This window comes from Bacillus sp. FSL R7-0166, from assembly GCF_038008935.1.
Classification (GTDB): Bacteria; Bacillota; Bacilli; order Bacillales; family Bacillaceae; genus Bacillus; species Bacillus altitudinis.
On sequence record NZ_JBBPAC010000001.1, the window covers coordinates 359,537 to 379,593 of the forward strand.

The window sequence follows — 20,057 nt, forward strand, 5'->3', positions numbered from 1 at the left end:
TTGTTATGAAAAAAGGAAAGTTAGTGCTACTCGATAATAAATTGGATTCTTGTGCCATCAGGATCATCTGATAATTGATGACTTACCCAAGAGCCTGCCCCCCTATTATCCGAAGGACGTACATATTTGACAGAAGCCCCTGCTCCACCTTCTTTACACATCGCCATTGGCCATTCATCACGATCATAACCACGCTTTGTTGGAATGCCATGAAGTGATTTGTCTCTTTGCTCATCACTATTTTTTCGATCAATGGTGCAAATGGAAGAATGACCTTCGTCAATAGCTTCTTCTATGTGCTTCGCGGTTTCTGGATATCGATCTGATGGAAAGTGAATGGTTTTGTCATAAGAAGAGTTTGTCGTCTCTTGTTTATGTTGCCCTAGTTGGACATAGCCTGTCGCTATACCAATGACAATCAATAAAAGCAATAGAATGGTTTTAAGAAGTTTCATAGATGCTAGCTCTCTTTCTCTTTAGCGTATTTTGTAAACAGAAGTATAGCAGAATTACTTACCAATTTCTCCTCGTTTTGAAAAAACGTCTTTTAAAGTTCGAAAAACGTTTTTTACCTGTTTATGCTCTTTTCCTCGTTGTACAAACTCATAAAAATTTAATTTTGCTGCTCAAAAAACATATATGCTGATGCAAAATGGCTTTATGATTGGTTTTTAGGCTAATTTCAAGATTTTAACACACAGAAATTTCAAAAAAATAAAATTGACTAGACCGATATGCTTTAATAATATGGAGTCAAATATCAAAAAATGTCGTAATTTATCAAAATATGATTCCAATTACATTGCAGGAGGGAAGTACAAATGGAGGATGTCTCTTATCGGCTCGGAATAGACATAGGTGGAACATTTACTGATTTATCGCTGATGAATGAAGCGACAGGGGAGCTGACTGAACTCAAGACACCTACAGTGACAGATGACCCAGCTCAAGGAATTATCAATGGGCTAAAACTTCTAAAAGAAAGAGGTGTCGATTTATCCAAAATCCAATATCTTGTACACGGCATGACAATCGGTCTTAATACATTATTGCAGAGAAAGGGAGCAGATTTAGCCCTTTTTGTAACGGAAGGTTTTCAAGACATTTTGTCATTACAGCGTTTACGTCTACCCATTCCTTATGACTTCAATTCTCAATTGCCAGAACCATTGATACCACGAAAACATGTATATCCAATCTCTGAAAGGCTCATACACGATGGTTCGATCAAAAAACCTCTCCAACTGCAGCAATTAGATGATGCTGTCCAGCAGGTCATGTCTAAAAAACTAGCAGGCATTGTCATTTCTTTTTTACATAGTTATCAAAATCCAGTTCATGAATTACAGGCAAAAGCCTATATTCATCATCATTACCCACAGCTAGAAGTCCTGACATCATCAGAATTATGGCCACAAATGAGGGAATATGAGCGGACAGTGATGTCTGTTGTCAATTTGTACATTCAACCAAAGGTGAAACAATATTTACAAACATTGAAAAGCCGTTTGAAAGAAGAAGGTGTACCAATTTCTCCATACATTACCCAATCAAATGGTGGTTTAATGGATGCAGAAAGTGCAGCCACTTCACCCGTTAAAACACTTTTTTCTGGCCCGGCAGCTGGTGTAATTGGTGCGGCAAGAATTGCAACCTCTGCAAATGAACCCAATTTAATTACGTTTGATGTTGGTGGCACAAGTGCAGATATCTCGATCATTCAAAATGGGCAGCCTACAATGGCTCAATCGAATCAGCTTTCAGGATTTCCGATCATTCTTCCATCTGTTGCAATGTATTCGATAGGGGCTGGCGGAGGTTCTGTTGCATGGCTTGATCAAGGCGGGCTTCTTAAAGCAGGACCGGAATCAGTTGGCTCGCAGCCTGGACCTGCTTCGTATGGAAGGGGAAAAAAAGCTGCTTTAACCGATGCATTTCTCATATGCGGTTACCTCAATCAAGAACGTTTTGCCGGAGGACATTTACAATTGCAGCGGTCTGCAGCGGAAATAGCCTTTCAGCCAATTGCTGATCAGCTTCATAAAACGGCCGAACAGGCGGCTGACCAGTTGATTCAAGTGGCTGTTGCCAATATGTACACAGAACTAAGCAATGTCATGGAGCAGCAAGGGTTTGATCCTAGAGATTTTAGTTTGTTGGCATTTGGTGGGGCAGGGCCTGTTGTTGCGAATTTCCTTGCGAGAGAAATTCATGCAAAAAATGTGGTCGTCCCTCCAAGTCCAGGAACATTATGTGCGCTAGGTGCACTTACAGCCGATTTTATCCATGATGCTGTGTTGTCTAAGAAAATCTGCTTACAAGACTATACGATGGACGAATTAAAACAAGATTATGAAATGCTTTCACGCAAAGCAACGGATTGGTTCAGCCAGCAAAACATTCAACATATCAAACAAACGTCCATTTTGTTATTAGCAGATGCCCGCTATCAAGGACAGGCATTTGAGATTGAATTGCCATTATCGGTGGATTGGCTAAAGCAGGAACAAGACGTCTATCACCTGATTGAAGCTTTCCACAACCTGCATGAGCGTCAATATGGCCATAGAGATGATCAGGCGAACATTGAATTTACTCATTTGCGAGTTCGGGTTATAGGTGAAACGCCTCCACTGCCTTTCTCTCTTGGTGATGAAAGCAGCGGACAGCCTTTGATACCACAATCATACAGACGAATCTTTATAGAAGAAAAAGAGTACGAAGCATCTGTTTACAATCGGAGTACTTTGTCATTAGGTGCTGTTGTGAAAGGACCTGCCATCATTGAGCAAGATGATACGACAACATTGATTTTGCCAAACTGGGCAGGCAGCATAGACCATTCAGGAAACTTGGTGATTTCAAGGGAGGCGGCTTTACATGGGAACTGATCCAGCAAAGCTTGAGATGATGAGGAGTTATTTTAATGCGATTGCATCAGGCATGGGACATGTCATTGAGCGGACATCCTTTACAACATTCGTAAAAGAATCGGCGGATTTTGCCACAGCATTAGCCACGCCTTCTGGAGATTTCTTTGTTTACCCAAAAACAGTCGGTGTCACGATCTTTTTAGGGCTGAGTCTCAAAAAAGCGATTGAAGAAAGCGGACCGATGCAGCCGGGTGACATTATCATCACAAATGATCCTTATACGACAGACGGTTTAGCGACTCATTTGCCAGATGTTCATATCATCAAACCTATTTTTATAGAAGATGAAATTGTCAGTTATGCCTGGTCTTTTGTTCATGTAAGTGATGTGGGAGGTCTTGTCCCTTCAAGCATTTCTCCAACTGCAACAGATGTTCATCAGGAAGGATTAAGAATTCCACCAGTGAAAATCTATGAAGGTGGAAAAGAGAATCAGGTTGTTCGTACCTTTTTAAGAGCTAATAGCCGGGCGAGTCATTTAAATGATGGCGATATTAATGCGATGATTGCCGCTGTTAATACAGCAGAAATCAGACTAAAAGAAATGATCGAGAAATTTGGAAAAAACGAAGTGAAGCAAGGAATGATTGATCTGCTGAAGCAAGCAGAGGATCGCGCCGGAAAAGTAATTGAAGCCATTCCTGATGGAACGAGTGAATTCGCTGATTATTTGGATGATGATATGATTTCGGATGTGCCGATCCGATTAAAGATCAAGCTGACGATCAAAGGGAAACAGCTGACACTGGACTTCTCTGAGTGTGACCCGCAAGTTAAGACAGCTTTTAATCTTGTCACCAATGGTCAAAAGCACTCCTTCTTATATCAAGGATTGATCAATTACATTATTAGTAAAGATCCTTTTATTCCGATTAATGGTGGGATTACGTATCCGATAGACGTGATTTCACCTAAAGGAACGCTTGTCCATCCAGAATATCCGGCTTCTGTCGGTATTCGGCATTCCATTACAATGAGACTGTATAATGTCGTGCTAGGTGCTATTGGTAAGCTGTTGCCTGAAGCAGTGCCGGCGGCAGGTGCAGGTCAATCCGCTATCGTCGTTCTCTCTGTTCCTGATGATCAAACAGGAGGCAGAAAAATGTCTGTGGTCGAACCGTTAGGCGGAGGCGGCGGTGCTCAAAAAGGGACTGATGGAGTAGATGGAATTGATCATTCGTCAGGATTTTTAAAAAATACACCCATTGAGAGCTTGGAACAGCATATTGATATTCATGTACACCGATATGAACTGTTGCCGAACACAGGTGGAGCAGGGGAACATAGAGGGGGACATGCGATTGGCTTGGAATTTGAAATGATCAAGCCAGAATCGATGGTGACGGCACGAGGAATGGAACGAATGAAGTTTCAACCTTGGGGGTTAATGGGCGGACGTGCAGGAGCAGTTGGTGAGGTGAAATTGACCAAACCAAATGGGGAGACAAAAAACCAGCCGAAAATTGATGTCATGCGTCTTGAAAAAGGCGATATTGTTCAATTGGTTTCACCAAGTGGGGGAGGATGGGGGAATCCATTTTCTAGAACGAAAGAAAAAGTCCTTCATGAAGTGGAAGCAGGGCTATTAAGTGAAGAAAGAGCACTTCAGCAATATGGCATCAAAGTCTATCGAGATCATAATGAGTGGAAAATTGATGACGAGCAGACGAGCAGGCTTCGTGAAAAGATGAATGATGCTGATGCTGTCGCTTGGGATTTTGGAAAACAAAGAGCAGCTTATGAGAAAGTGTGGACGGACGAAGCCAGCAGTGAGCTTGCTGTGCAGCTTCGTTCATACCCAGCAAATGAGCGTACGCACTATAAACATGCGGTTCATTCTCATTTTGGTCATAGACAGGAACCGTTAACAAAGGTGGATATTATTCAAGCACTTCGTCAGTTGAATCAACAAAAAGGGGGAAATGAATCATGAAAAGAAGAGTAATCGCCATATTTGCAGGTGTCCTATTCGTCATGTTACTGCTGTCTGCATGCGGTGGAAATGGGCAGGACCAAAGTAAACAGCAGCAGACTGTGATCGTTGGTGTCTACGGAGGGGATTGGGAAAAGAATATTAAGCCAATCCTCGAAAAGTTTGAAAAGGATACAGGCATTAAAGTACAAACGGTCTCTGGGGCAGATTCTGAATGGTTTACAAAATTAAAAGCATCTAATGGTAAAAATCCACCGTATGACTTGCTTATTTTACAGCCTGATACGATTCAAAGAGGTATTGCGGCAAACGTTCTTGCGCCTATTGATGAAGATCAAGCACCGAATGTGAAAAAGCTTTATCGTTCTGTTCAAAAGAAACTCACTGTTGATGGAAAACAATATGCAGCAGGCTTTAGTATGGGACAGCTTGGAATTGCTTATAGAAAAGATCTTGTCAAACAGGAGCCAAACAGCTGGACAGATTTATGGAGCGATCAGCTGAAAGGGAAAGTGGCGATTTCTTCCCCAACTTATTCAGCGGGCTTACAATTTTTCTCTGCACTTGTCCATGCTCAAGGAGGGACAGAATCAAATCCTAAGGATATTGATAAAGCATTTAAAAGCCTCGCACAATTAAAAGGGCGTGTAGCTGCTTTTCCTGATAACCCAGGGTCTATTCAAACGCTGTTAGAACGTGGTGACGTGACGGCAGTTCCATATTGGGATGGCCGAGCATTTGCACTTGAAGAAGAAGGGATGGATATTGGATTCTCATATCCGAAAGAAGGCGCTGTGGCAGCAGTTGCGAGCTGGGCGTTAACAAAGGGAAGTCAGCATGAGGAAGCGGCTTATAAGCTATTAAACTACCTTAGCGGGAAAGAAGCTCAAGAAGCCTTCTCAGAAAAATCTTACTATGGCATGTCGAATTCTGATGTGAAATACGGAGACAAAATTAAGGGGAAAGTGAAGGTTGGCGAAAATTATTATAGCAAGCTGACTTGGGTAGATTACGAAACAGCGACTTCAGAGCTCGGTCAATGGACGAATCGATGGAATGAAGTATTAGGCGGAGGAAAATAGGTGATCGCATGAGTGGAATCAATTTAGAACATATCAGCCAGCATTTCGGCGAGCAGATTGCTCTTGATGATGTCAGTCTTACGGTAAAAGAGGGAGAATTTTTCTCCCTTCTTGGCCCTAGTGGCTGCGGAAAATCAACTTTACTCAATATCATTGGCGGTTTTTTAGAACCGACAAAAGGAGTCGTCTATATTGGTGATCAGGATGTGACGACTTTACCTCCTTATCAAAGGAAAACGGGGATGGTCTTTCAAAGCTATGCACTTTTCCCACATCTCACCGTATTTGATAATGTTGCATATGGGTTGAAGGTTCAAAAGAAAAAGAAGGCTGAAATCAAGCAAAAGGTGATGGAGAGCTTGTCTCTTGTGCAATTAGAGTCATTTGCCAAACGTATGCCGCACCAATTAAGTGGTGGTCAGCAGCAACGGGTCGCAATTGCACGGGCACTTGCTATCCAGCCGGCTGTTCTCCTTCTGGATGAACCACTCAGTAATCTAGATGCAAAGCTAAGAAAAAATATGCAGACGGAGCTGCGAAATATTCAACGGAATGTCGGAATTACAACTATTCTTGTAACGCATGATCAGGAGGAAGCCTTAAGTCTTTCCGACCGAATTGGGATATTAGGTGAGGGGAAAATTCAGCAGATTGGGACACCTTTAGAAGTATATCGTCAGCCAAATAATCGTTTTGTTGCTGAATTTATCGGACAGGTCAATCTATTTGAAGCGGAGTATGATGAAGTTACTTCCACATACACTGTTCCACATTTCATTCAATCAAACGGGAAGCAAGTTCAGCTAAAAGCTGCCGCATTTAAAGAGAAGAGCGAGAAGCATTTACTCATGCTGCGTCCTGAGAGAATCAAGTTATCTTCTGTCGGGGAGGAAGTTCAGCCAAATCATGTCACAGGCGTGTTGGCAGATGTCAGTTATATTGGGCACTCTTTACGTTTGGTCGTTGGGCTTAATCAAGGTGAAATCATTGTCCATGCATCAGACGCAGCATTTCCCGAGCTGCCTCAAGTTGGAGAAACTGTGCATATTCATTGGCAGCCTGAAGATATTGTGTTTTTAGATTCGAAGGTGCATGCGTGATGAGAATCAAAAAAAAGAATCAGCGCTTTCATTGGTTTATGCTGCTGCCAGCTTGTTTGTTTCTAGTTGTATTCCTTCTTGCTCCGCTTGTGATGATGTTTGTCCTCAGTTTTCGTGATGTGGATTCGATGATGAATACGTTACAATCCTATAGTTTGTCTCAATATTTACATGTATTTACGACAGATGCATATGTGAAAGCAATTGGAAGTACTGTGTGGGTGGCCTTACAGACAACGGTGATTTGTTTATTGATGGCATATCCTGCAGCTTATGTGCTAGTGAAAGCACCTCATCCAAGATTGCGGGCTTTTTTCTATATCTTACTTGTATCGCCGCTTTTGACGAGTGTCGTCATTCGGACATTTGCCTGGATCGTTCTTCTTTCGCAAAATGGTTTGATCAATGGCATGCTGATCGATTTACATCTGATTGAGAAACCGCTATCGATGCTGTGGAATATGAATGCGGTCATTATTGCTTATGTTCAAGTGATGCTGCCTTTTGCAGTGCTGCCTATTGCAACGAGCTTAACGGATATGGACCGTCACTTAAGACCGGCTTCTATGAGTCTTGGTGCTGGTCGTATTCGGACATTTTTTCATGTGACCTTGCCGCTTACGATTCCAGGCATGATCACCGGAGCAATTATTGTCTTCTCACTTGCAGCAGGAAGCTATATTACCCCTCTGCTAGTCGGCGGACGGATGCAGCCGCTCTTGCCACTGTCCATTTATCAGCAGGTCATGCAGGTGTATAATTTGCCTCTTGCCGCTGCGATGTCCTTTACTTTATTGATTTGTGTGCTAGCGGTCGTCAGTCTATTAAGCTATCTATTGAAGCGTTGGGAGGCGAGGATGCATGCGTAAAAAATCAATAAGTGACCGTTTGCTTTCGGTTCTGATATGGACCGCAGGCTCACTCGTTTATCTCTTTTTAACCGTACCTGTTCTTGTCATTGTTCTTTCTGCTTTTAGTCCGAATGCCTTTCCTGAATTCCCGCCGACTTCGTTTTCCGTTCGCTGGTTTCATGAGGTCGTGTCGAATCCAGAATGGATGGAATCTTTGCGTATCAGCGTAATTCTGTTATTGATTGTGACGCCTCTTACTGTTCTTTTAGGAACGATGGCTTCTTATGCTTTAGCAAGGCTTTCCTTTAAGGGAAAGGAAGCTGTTCAAGCCTTTATTTTGTCACCTCTTATGATTCCTCAGGTGGTATTAGGGATTGCGATGCTGTATTTGTTTACGGCTATGGGTTTTACAGGGTCTTTGTGGGCATTAGTCATTGGGCATGTCATCATTGGTTTTCCTTATGTGGTACGAACCGTGGGTGTCAGTGTTTCAAATCTTAATCCACGTCTTGAGCTAGCTTCCATGAATCTTGGTGCAGGGCCCATACGTACTTTCTTTCGTGTGACACTGCCCTTGATCAAGCCTGGCATTATCGCAGGTGGGGTGTTTTCTGCTGTGACATCATTTGGTGAAATCTCGATTAGTTTGTTCGTTTCTTCACCTCAAACCATTACGATTCCCGTGAGGACGTTTAATTACATTGAGCAAACTTTTGATCCGAGTGTCAATGCGATATCTGTCATATTTATTATCATTTCTATCATTGCGTTGCTCATTATTGAGAAAACGATTGGTCTGTCTAAGGTGATGTAAATATAATGAAGAAACAAGGAGCTGTCATTTGAAATGACAGCTCTTTTTGTATTGTTTTTTATGGTAAAAATATTCAAAGTTTTATGGAATGTAGTTCTTAAGGTTTAAGAAAATGCGAGGCGTGATAGGAGACCTCTATCCTACATTTTCGGTCATATTTGCAAAATTTAAGGAAAAACATGAAATTTTTGCGGTAATTGGTCATTTATTTTCGGTGGAACGCAACTATTATTAGTTATTTTCGGTAAATATCGTAAATTATGATGTGATCCCTTCGGCATAACGCATGAATCTTTACACCCATTTTTCGGTGAAAAAAACAATAATTTCATATAAAGTGGACGTAAATAGAAAATATCTAAAAGAAAAGAAGAAAAAGGCAAATCTATGGAAACATAGAGACGCAAAGCCATGTCCTAAGGTAAAAGTTTCCTTTTTTGCTATGGTCGGCAGGTTACCGAATCAAAATGGGAGTCCCTCCGTTTTATTCGGGGTGGGCTCCTTTTCTGTTATTCCGTCTATTTTAATGAAATAGACTTGGTTCTTTTGATATAGAGGGTGCAGGGTATCACAGTTGGTGGAGAAAACATAGAAGAGCGGAGGATGAGAATGAGTACAGTTTATTACCCCTTAACACATGCGCAAAAGCGAGTATTCTACACGGAAAGATTTTATCCAGGCACAAGTATTTCTAATTTGGGTGGGTTTGCCAAGTTAAGATCGGTATCAGGTCTAAATCCTTCTTTGATCGTGGATGTGCTTCAAGCGTACATTCGTGAAACTGATTCTCTTCGTTTAAGGCTAGTGTATCAACATGAGCAGGAGGAGCCCGTTCAATATATCAAGCCATATGAAAAACAGCCGATTCGTTTGGTGAAAGGCTGGAGTGAAAAGGAAGTCAGGGCGTGGGCGAACGAGGAGATTCGTGAGCCGATGGAACTGATTGATCGTTCCTTAATTGAATTTACGGTCTTTCAAATCAGTGATCAAGAGTGCTGGCTGTTCTGTAAAGCACATCATATTGTGGCTGATGGTATTTCAATTATCTTGATGGGAAACCGAATCATTGATCTATACCATGACATGCTGCAGGGGACAGACATCTCCCCAATTGAAGACATTTCCTTCGTTGATCACATCATGAGTGAGCAAACGTATGAATCTTCTAAACGTTTTCAGAAAGACCAAGCTTTTTGGAACGAGCAATTTGCCAATATTCCAGATTTCGCTTCTTTAACACCGCATAAAGGTTACGAGATGAGCTTACATGCGGAGAGATTTTCAGGGGATATTCCTGATTCTTTAAAGGAGAAGCTTCGAGTTTTTTGTGAAGAAGAGAAAGTCAGTATGCTTTCTATGTTTATGTCCGCTGTCTATATTTACTTGCACCGATTTAGCGGCATGGAGGATGTGGTCCTTGGAACTTTTATGGGCAATCGGACAAATGCAAAGGAAAAAAAGATGATTGGGATGTTTGTGTCGACCATTCCGATGCGCGCATCTGTGCAAGGATCCCTCACGTTTCTTGATTTCGTGAAGCAAGTCATGGCGGATCAGATGAAGATCTTGCGTCATCAAAAATATCCTTACAATGTGCTCATGAATGATTTAAGGGAAAGAGATGGATTTACAGGACGCCTGTTTGATATTTCTTTAGAGTATCAGGTCATGCAGTGGCAGAGAAAAGAGAATCTTTCGTTCATTACGGAGCCGATTTTTAGTGGAAGCGGGATGAATGATATATCGATTCATGTGAAGGACCGCTGGGATACAGATACATTGACCATTGATTTGGATTACCGTACAGATCTATTTAGTGAAGACGATATGAGTATGCTGTTTGATCGATTGATCATTTTGCTGGAGGAGGCAGTCTCTCAGCCAGATCAGCTGATTGGGGCTCTCTCTTTACTGCCAGCAGATGAACAAAAGCAGCTGCTTCAATTATCTAAGGGAGAAGCATTTGATTTGCCAGGAGCGAAACCAGTTCACCACTTATTTGATGAGGTAGCTAAAACGTATTCAGAACGGGCAGCTGTGGTAGCGGAAAATGGAACGTTCACTTATGGAGAGCTGTATCAAAAAGCGGACAAACTGGCACGATTTTTACAGATGAAAGGTGTCTCGCGTGATGTACCAGTTGCCGTTTTAATGGAACGGACGGCAGATGCGATGGCTGCCATTTTTGGGATATTAAAAGCTGGCGGTGCATATGTACCGATCGATCCGGCATTACCTGAGGAACGCATTCAATTTATTGTAGAAGATTCTGGTGCTTCTATCGTTTTAACAGAAGAATCGTTTGTTCAGCGATATTCATCCATTGCGGAAAAAATGATTGTCCAGCAGCATATGGAATTAGAAGATCGTCCGCTGCCTGAGCTGATCGATCAGACGACATCACAGGATTTGGCTTATCTCATTTATACATCGGGTACGACTGGAAAGCCGAAGGGAGTAATGATCGAGCATCTTCAGCTGCATCATTTGGTTCATGCCCTGCATCACGAAGTGTATGAGGGGGCAAATCAGCTTCAAGTGGCGCTTCTTGCACCATTCCATTTCGATGCATCTGTTAAACAAATCTTTGCTGCTCTTTTATTTGGACATACGCTTCATATTGTGCCAAGAGAAACGACACGAAACGGTGTACAGCTAGCGGCTTATTACAATGAACATCAAATCAAAGCAACAGATGGAACGCCAGCACATGTGCAGCTTTTACTTGCAGCTGATTTGGATGGGCTTGCACTGACTCACATGCTGATTGGGGGAGAAGCACTCCCTGCGAAAGCAGCGCAGGCGCTAATTGAAGCTGTGCGTGTCAGCCAGCCGGATTTTGCCTTGTGGAATGTGTATGGTCCGACAGAAACGTGTGTGGATGCGGCGGTTCACCGTCTAGATCTCAGTGAGCTGCAGAAGTCACCAGAACAGCGCTATGTGTCAATTGGAAAGCCACTGGGCCATCACCGGATTTATATTTTAAATGAACATGAACAACTACAGGTGCAGGGAGCTGTGGGAGAACTATGCATTGCGGGAATAGGAGTTGGACGGGGCTATGTGAATCAGCCTGAATTAACGGAGAAGGCATTCAGACCAGATCCATTTTTCCCTGAAGACCGGATGTATCGCACAGGTGATGTAGTGAGATGGCTTCCAGATGGCACAATTGATTACCTTGGAAGAATAGATGACCAAGTAAAAATAAGAGGTTACCGCATCGAAACAGGTGAAATTGAGGCGGTCATGGAGCGGGTAGACGGAGTCGATCAGGCTGTCGTCCTTGTCGTGGATGAACCGGACGGTGGAAAGGCTTTAAGTGCTTACTATCAAGCACGACAAGAATTTCTTTCCGTGGACACCCTGCAAGCCGCTATCAAACATCAGCTGCCAGCTTATATGATGCCGCTTTATTTCAAGCAGCTTGAGGCATTTCCACTGACAGTGAGCGGGAAAGTCGACCGGCGTGCGCTTGCTGCATTAAAAGGGGATAAGGCTGTCAGTGCTGTTTATGTAGCGCCTAGAAACGATGTAGAAACGAAGCTTGTTCGTTTGTGGGAAGACGTTCTTCATCAAGAGAGCATAGGTGTGTACGACTCATTCTTTGACCTAGGCGGGCATTCACTCAAAGCGATGAAAGTTCTTACACTCGTTCAGCGGGCTTTTCAAGTGGAGGTCCCTTTATCTGTTTTATTTGAACAGCAAACAATTGCAGCACTTGCTGTTTATATTGAACAAGCGGAAAAGTCTTCACAAGTGGTCATACCGAAAGCACCGACTGCCGCCGATTATCCACTGTCACCAGCGCAGCAGCGTGTTTATATGGTGACTCAGCTGGAGCAGAGCATCGCCTATCATATGCCTGCCGTTGTGAAATTAAGAGGAACGCTGCAACGAGAGAAGTTGGAGGGAGCTTTTGAAAAACTGATCGCACGTCATGATATGCTGCGCACTTCTTTTCATACAGTCAAAGGAGTCCCTCGTCAGCGGGTAGCTTCATCCGTTCCATTTCAAATAGAACAGCTGACAGGCAGTACGATGGAAGAAAACATGCGTCAATTCGTCCGACCTTTTTATCTTGAGCAGGCTCCCCTTTTGCGTGTTGGGCTACAGTCTTTACATGACCAGGAGCATCTTCTCTATTTCGATATGCATCATCTGATTTCAGATGGTCTTTCAATTGATTTGATGCTGCGTGAGTTGTCTGACGCATATGAGGGATTAGTGAAAGCGCCATTGAAGCTTCAATATCAAGATTATGCTGTTTGGCAAGAACAACAGGCAGAGCAAGGCGGTCAAATAGATGAAGCATTCTGGCTGAAAGAATTTTCAGGAGATATCCCTGCTTTGCAGCTGCTAACGGATTATCAGCGTCCGGCTGTCCAGTCTTTCACTGGAGACCGCGTTCTCAGAAACATAGATGAGACGTTAACAGGCCGTTTGCAGGAGCTTGCAGCGAATCATCATACGACGCTGTATACCGTGTTGCTTTCTGCTTACTATACATTGCTTGCGAAATACACAGGTCAAAAGGAGTTTGTTGTGGGGACACCGACAGCAGGACGGGTGCATGCAGATTTGAATGACATGATCGGCATGTTTGTCCAAACACTTGCTTTACGTTCAGAGGTAGATCCGAACGGTTCAATGACGCAGTTGATTGAGCAAGTAAAGGAAAAGACGATGAGGGCGTTTGAGCATCAGCAATATCCATTCGAGCGGCTGCTTGAAAAGCTAAATGTGCAAAGAGATTTTAGCCGCCATCCATTATTTGATACGGTCTTTACTCTAACGCCAGATCATTCAACAGCCCAGCATATTGGAGAGATGAAAGTCGAAGTTGAGGAAACCAATTTCCATATTGCAAAGTTTGATCTCACACTTCAAGCGATGGAGTCAAGTCATGGTCTTTCCTTCGTCCTCGATTATAGTACGGCGTTATTTAAACGAAGTACAGCCGAGCAGCTGCTCAAGCATTATGTTTATCTTCTGGAGCAGATGGTCGAAGTGCCGGAGCAAGCGATTCAATCATACCGCTTACTGTCTGAACAAGAGGCAGAGGCTCAATTGAAGATGTGGAACCCGTTACCTACGCCTTATCCTTTGGAAGAAACCATTGTGACGCAATTTGAATCACAAGTACAGCAGCATGGTCATCAGCCTGCTTTGCAATATAAAGATGAGGTTCTTTTTTATCAAGAGCTGAATCGCAGAGTGAACCAGCTGGCTCATTATTTACACGAACATGGTTTTGAAAAAGGGATGAAAGCGGCTTTATTCTTTGAACGTTCCAATGAGATGGTGTTGTCGGTTTTAGCTGTGCTAAAGGCTGGCGGTGTATATGTGCCAATCGATCCTGACTTCCCTGATGAGCGCATCAAGCACTTTTTGACAGATAGTGGTGCACAGTTTGTCCTGACCCATCAGGTGCTGCGTCATCGCTCTGTGCTTACTGCGTTTGAAGGGAAAATTATAGAAACAGAAGATCAAGCCGTTGATCAGCAGTCAGAGAGCAATCCAGTTGTATGTGTTTCGCCTTTGGACTTGGCGAATTTGACCTACACATCTGGTACGACAGGCAAACCTAAAGGGAACATGGTGACGCACCGGAACATTTTGAGAACAGTGAAGCAGTCGAATTATCTCACCATTCATCATGAAGACACGGTGATGAGCCTTTCAAACTATGTATTTGATGCATTTATGTTTGATGTGTTTGGCGCTTTATTGAACGGAGCGAAACTCATTGTTTTGCCAAAGGATCACATTTTAAATATGAATGAGCTTTCTGGCGCGATTGAGAAGGAAAAAGTCAGTATTTTAATGATCACGACCGCTCTATTTCACTTACTGATTGATATGAAAAAAGGCAGCCTGAAAAACGTCAGAAAAGTGCTGTTTGGCGGGGAACGTGCTTCTGTGCCGCATGTTGTGGCAGCGCTTGAAACGGTTGGAGAAGACAAACTCATTCATATGTATGGACCTTCTGAAAGCACGATTTTCACAACGTATTATCCGGTGAATCACATTGAAGAACAAGCACTGTCAATTCCGATCGGAAAGCCGGTGAGTCAAACGGCTGTTTATATTGTCGATGAGTTTGGACATGTGCAGCCGCCGGGAGTAGCTGGAGAGCTTTGTGTCGCAGGTGACGGACTGGTCAAGGGGTATTATCGCCAGCCAGAATTAACGAGCGAAAAGTTTGTTGAAAATCCTTTCCGATCTGGTGAAGTCATGTACAAAACGGGCGATCTCGCACGATGGCTGTCAAATGGAGATATTGAATTTATTGGGCGAATCGATCATCAAGTCAAGATTCGAGGTCAGCGTATAGAGCTTGGCGAAATTGAACACCAGCTATTGCAGCATCCGCAAGTGAAGGAAGCCGTTGTCATTGCGATATCAAATGATACATTGTGTGCATATTTCACAGCAGAAGGTGCTGTTCTACTGTCGGATTTACGTGAGCAAGCAGGACGAGAACTCCCTGTTTATATGATGCCAGCTTTCTTCATGCAATTAGACGAATTGCCACTAACGGGGAATGGCAAGGTAGACAGACGGGCATTACCGGTACCTGATGTAAGTGAGCAGGCGGCAAATGAATACGTCCCTCCTCAATCAGATACAGAGCGTATATTGGCACACATTTGGGAGGAAGTTCTTGAAGTTCCGAAAATCGGCAGACGTGATCATTTCTTTGAATGCGGTGGTCATTCACTGCGCGGCATGAAAATGCTGAACAGGCTCTATGAAGAGATGCATGTGGAATGTACGTTGAAAACATTATTTGAATCACCCACTTTAGAGGCGTTTGCCCTTGCGGTGGATCAAACAGATCGAACTGAAATCAGGCGAGTGGAGAAAGCGGAAGAAGCAGCTGTTTATCCTGTGACATCTGCTCAGAAAAGATTGTTTGTTCTGCAAAAAATGACAGATGCCGAGCAGAGCTATCATATGCCAGCTGCTTTAAAGCTTGAAGGTGTATTTGATGAAAAACGATTTAAAAAAGCCATTGACCAGCTTGTTCATCGTCATGAAGCATTCCGTACGAGCTTTGACTTCGTTCAGGGTGAACCTGTTCAGCGAATTGAAACGAATGTTTCTGTGAACATTGAAAACATCGAAGGGGAAGGCCGAGACATTCATCAATTAATGAATGATTTTATTCGTCCATTTGATGTAGAAAAAGCGCCGCTGCTTAGAGTGGGACTTGTGTCTGAATCGGAGAGTGTTCATTATCTGTTGATTGATATGCACCACATCATTTCAGATGGTGCGTCTGTCGGTATTTTAATTGATGAGCTATCGATCTTGTATCGAGGAGACCAACTTGATGAATTGCCTATTCAATATAAGGACTATGCGGTTTGGTCAAACAGTGAAGAATCTCTTGTGAAAAAAGAGGCTGAAGCGGCGTTTTGGTTGGAACAATTACAAGGAGAACTGCCTGTTTTGGCACTGCCTGAGGATCTTCCGAGACCAAAGGTTCAGACGTTTGAAGGGGGCCGCGTCGAATTCGCTATAGACGGTGCGCTTAAATCGCAATTGGATGAGCTGGTTAGATCACTCAACAGTACAACGTATACAGTACTGCTTGCTTGCTACAGTACGCTTTTAAGCAAACTTTCGAGACAAGAAGACATCATGATCGGTTCTCCAGTGGTGGGCAGAACCCATCCTGATATTCAATCAGTCATCGGCATGTTTGTGAATACGCTGGCACTCAGAACAAAACCAGAAGGACACCAGACATTTTCTCAATTTGCGTCAACAGTTCATGAGCTTGTGTTAGCGGCAAATGAACATCAACTTTACCCATTTGAAGAATTGGTGGACCAAGTGCAAACGGTTCGCGACACAAGCCGCCATCCAATCTTTGATGTGGTGTTCTCGATGGAAAATGCAGATATTCGTGACCTGTCGATGGATGGACTTGATATCATTCCCCAGCCGTTCAATGAGAACATAGCGAAATTTGACTTAACCTTAACTGGAAACGAATCTGACGATCAAATCGAGCTTGTGTTTGATTATAATTCTTCTATCTTTGAACGGTCGTCGATTGAGAAGTGGAAGGAGTATTTCCTTTACTTGATCGAACAAATGGTGTCAGCACCAGATCAATTATTAGATCAGATGCAATTATTATCACCAGCGCAGCAGCAAAAACTGCTTGATGAATGGTCAGGACCTATCCTAAATGTCCCGACAGATCAAACGGTTCATGCATTGATTGAGGCGAGGTCACAAGAAGTACCTGATCAAAAAGCCGCATCCTTCTGCGGGTCAAGCTGGACGTATGAAGAACTGAACAACCGAGCGAATACAGTCGCCGCAAGACTCATTTCCACCGGCACAAAACCGGGAGACCGCATCGGCATTCTCACACGTCCATCGCTCGAGATGACAGCCGCTGTTCTCGGTGTGCTCAAGGCAGGTGCGGCATTCGTGCCGATTGATGCCGATTATCCAGCGCAGCGCATTGCCTACATGCTGGAAGATGGCGGGGCAGAGGTCCTTCTGATTCAGAAAGAGCTCACTGCACCACCTTCTTTCACAGGTCATACCCTCTTCATAGAAGAGGCAGTAGAAGGAGAAGCACACGAGATTCAGGTTCCTGTCAAACCAACGGATCTCGCCTATATGATTTACACATCTGGAACGACTGGACAGCCGAAGGGTGTCATGGTCGAGCACCAGTCCCTTGTCAATCTTGCTTTTTGGCACAATGATGCTTTCCAGGTGACGAAACAAGACCGAACCGCCAAATATGCCGGCTTTGGCTTTGATGCCTCCATTTGGGAGATGTTCCCGACGTGGATCGCCGGCGCAGAGCTCCATATCATCGATGAAGCGATTCGTCTCGATATGATCAAGCTCAATTCGTATTTTAATCACGAAGGCATCACCATTGCATTCCTGCCAACACAGCTATGTGAGCAGTTTATGTCGATGGACAATCATTCTCTCCGTTACTTACTGACAGGCGGGGACAAGCTGAAACAGGTGAAGCCCGTTCCATACAAACTCGTGAATAACTACGGCCCAACAGAAAATACGGTCGTGGCGACAAGCGGGATCATTGATCCAGATCAAGGCACGCTTCCTATCGGAACAGCGATTGCCAATACTCGTTTTTACATTATGGGTTCGTTATATGATCTCTCGCCGCAAGGCGTACCGGGTGAGCTCGTGATTGCAGGGAAAGGACTGGCAAGAGGCTATTGGAATCTCCCAGAGGAAACGGACAAACGGTTTGTCCCAGATCCATTTTATCCAGGAGAGCGCATGTACCGTACAGGTGACTTGGTGAAATGGACAGAGGATGGCGAGCTAATCTACCTCGGTAGAAAAGACCATCAAGTGAACATCCGCGGATTCCGGATTGAGCTATCAGAAATTGAAGCGCAGCTCCTTGCGCTGGATTCAGTCCAAGAAGCCGTCGTGACAACGGTCAAAGACGCAAGTGATCAAGACGCTCTTGTCGCTTACGTCATCACAGATAAAGAAACGGATACGTTGAAAGAAAACTTAAAGCGCATCTTGCCTGAATATATGGTGCCATCATGGATCATCAAGCTAGACCAACTGCCGATGACGGCAAATGGCAAAGTGGATCTCAAAGCACTGCCAGCACCTGATATGGAAGCGAATCAAACAGCATACGAAGCCCCAAGAGATGAAGTGGAAGCACTGCTTTGCGGCATTTGGGAAGACGTGCTTGGCGTCAGCCAAGTTGGTATTCACGACCACTTCTTCTTCCTTGGCGGAGATTCGATTAAAGGCATCCAAATGGCAAGCAGACTCACGCAAGAAGGTTGGAAGCTCGATATGAAACTGCTTTTCCAATATCCAACGATTGCGGAGCTTCGCCCATATATCGAAGAAGCGGACCTTCTCACAGCCGATCAGTCAGCTGTCGAAGGAGAGGTTATTTTAACACCGATACAGCGCTGGTTCTTTGAACGGAACTTCAGTAGCCAGCATCATTGGAATCAGTCCGTTATGCTCCATGCGGCAAATGGTTTGGATGAAGCGCTTGTCAAGCAAGTGCTCGAGCAGATGATGACCCATCATGATGCTTTGCGATTGGTTTATCCGATAGAAGAAGGACGTATCATCCAGCGTCATCGTGGAGTAGACGAAAACGATGTAGCGGTGGACATGGTAGAAGTACAAGGAGAACGATCACAGCAAATCCAGCAGGTAGAAAAGCTGGCAAATGAAGTGCAGGCGAGTATTTCTTTAACAGAGGGACCATTAGTCAAATCTGCGATTTTCCGTACGGATCATGGAGATCACTTATTGCTCGTTGTACATCACCTTGTCATTGATGGTGTGTCATGGCGTATTTTCCTTGAAGACTTCATGGCTCTTTATGAGCAGGCGAAGCGTGGGGAGGAGCTGACACTTCCTGAAAAAACACATTCATTCCAAGCATATGCCCAGAAATTGACGGAATATGCAGTGTCAGATGAGCTGCTGGCAGAAAGGGACTATTGGAAAAAGGTACTTGGGCATTTAACTGCACCTCTGCAAAAGAATCATGTTACAGAGGATCAAAGAATGCTGCATACAAAAACCATTCGCTTTACGCTGTCTGAGGAAGAAACACGCAGTCTACTGACAGAAGTACATGAGGCGTACCATACGGAAATCAATGACATTTTGCTAACCGCTTTAGGATTGACCCTGAAAGAGTGGACAGGAGAAGACAGACACTTTATTCACCTTGAAGGACATGGAAGGGAAGACATCCTTCCGGCGATCAATGTGTCACGGACCATCGGTTGGTTTACGAGCATGTATCCTGTGCTGCTTGATTTGTCGCATGCGGAGGATCTTTCCTATCAAATCAAGCTTTTGAAAGAAGAGCTCAGACACATTCCGAACAAGGGAATCGGCTATGGCATTTTAAAATACTTAACGCCTGACAAAATGAAGGACGGTATCGCATTTGATGTCACGCCAGATATCAGCTTTAACTATCTTGGTCAGTTTGATGAACAGATTGGCGGGGGTGAACTAAGTCGATCCACTTGGCAGGCAGGTCAATCATTAAGTCCAGAATCAGAGAAACCTCATGCATTAGATATTGTTGGTTTCGTAGAACAGGGCATGTTCCATATGACGATGTCATATCACCAGCTTGAATTCGAAGAGCAAACGATGGAGCAGTTCAAGGACCTTTTAGAAAAGAACGTGAAGGCACTCATCTCACATTGTGTATCACAAGATGAAGCGCAAATTACGCCTAGTGATGTAGGAGACGATGACCTGACCATGGATGAACTTGAAAAGCTAATGGATATATTTTAAGCAAACGAAGAGGTGGACT

At 43.8% G+C, this 20,057-nt stretch carries 8 protein-coding genes and 1 riboswitch; of the genes, 7 read left to right on the top strand and 1 reads right to left on the bottom strand.

The window, feature by feature from the left end; all coding sequences use genetic code 11:
- Window positions 1–26 precede the first annotated feature (26 nt).
- The gene (locus tag NST01_RS01940; protein WP_007498233.1) at window positions 27–455 is read right to left on the bottom strand and encodes a NucA/NucB deoxyribonuclease domain-containing protein; all 429 of its coding nucleotides are present in this window, start codon (window positions 453–455) and stop codon (window positions 27–29) included.
- Between the two features lie 366 nt (window positions 456–821).
- Here NST01_RS01940 and NST01_RS01945 point away from each other — a divergent pair, with 366 nt between their 5' ends.
- The 7 genes from NST01_RS01945 (at window position 822) to NST01_RS01975 (ending at window position 20,038) form a co-directional block, all read left to right on the top strand.
- Complete coding sequence (locus NST01_RS01945; protein ID WP_341041390.1) at window positions 822–2,891, top strand: hydantoinase/oxoprolinase family protein; 2,070 nt, start codon at window positions 822–824, stop codon at window positions 2,889–2,891.
- On the top strand, window positions 2,881–4,866 hold the full coding sequence (locus NST01_RS01950) for a hydantoinase B/oxoprolinase family protein (RefSeq protein ID WP_341041392.1): 1,986 nt from the start codon (window positions 2,881–2,883) through the stop codon (window positions 4,864–4,866). The genes NST01_RS01945 and NST01_RS01950 overlap by 11 nt, the downstream gene beginning before the upstream one ends.
- Window positions 4,863–5,948: an ABC transporter substrate-binding protein gene (locus tag NST01_RS01955; RefSeq protein ID WP_341041394.1), complete on the top strand. Its 1,086-nt coding sequence runs from the start codon at window positions 4,863–4,865 to the stop codon at window positions 5,946–5,948. The genes NST01_RS01950 and NST01_RS01955 overlap by 4 nt, the downstream gene beginning before the upstream one ends.
- Window positions 5,949–5,956: 8 nt before the next feature.
- Window positions 5,957–7,048 (top strand): ABC transporter ATP-binding protein, encoded by a 1,092-nt coding sequence (locus tag NST01_RS01960; protein ID WP_212357432.1) that lies wholly within the window; start codon window positions 5,957–5,959, stop codon window positions 7,046–7,048.
- Window positions 7,048–7,917 (top strand): ABC transporter permease, encoded by an 870-nt coding sequence (locus NST01_RS01965; RefSeq protein WP_008347830.1) that lies wholly within the window; start codon window positions 7,048–7,050, stop codon window positions 7,915–7,917. The genes NST01_RS01960 and NST01_RS01965 overlap by 1 nt, the downstream gene beginning before the upstream one ends.
- Window positions 7,910–8,713 carry an ABC transporter permease gene (locus NST01_RS01970; protein ID WP_144740497.1) on the top strand — a complete coding sequence of 268 codons (804 nt, stop codon included), beginning with the start codon at window positions 7,910–7,912 and terminating at the stop codon, window positions 8,711–8,713. The genes NST01_RS01965 and NST01_RS01970 overlap by 8 nt, the downstream gene beginning before the upstream one ends.
- 368 nt (window positions 8,714–9,081) lie before the next feature.
- Window positions 9,082–9,175, top strand: a riboswitch (cyclic di-GMP riboswitch).
- Window positions 9,176–9,322: 147 nt separating this feature from the next.
- Window positions 9,323–20,038, top strand: coding sequence for a non-ribosomal peptide synthetase (locus NST01_RS01975; protein WP_341041398.1), 10,716 nt, complete (start codon window positions 9,323–9,325; stop codon window positions 20,036–20,038).
- Window positions 20,039–20,057: the final 19 nt, after the last annotated feature.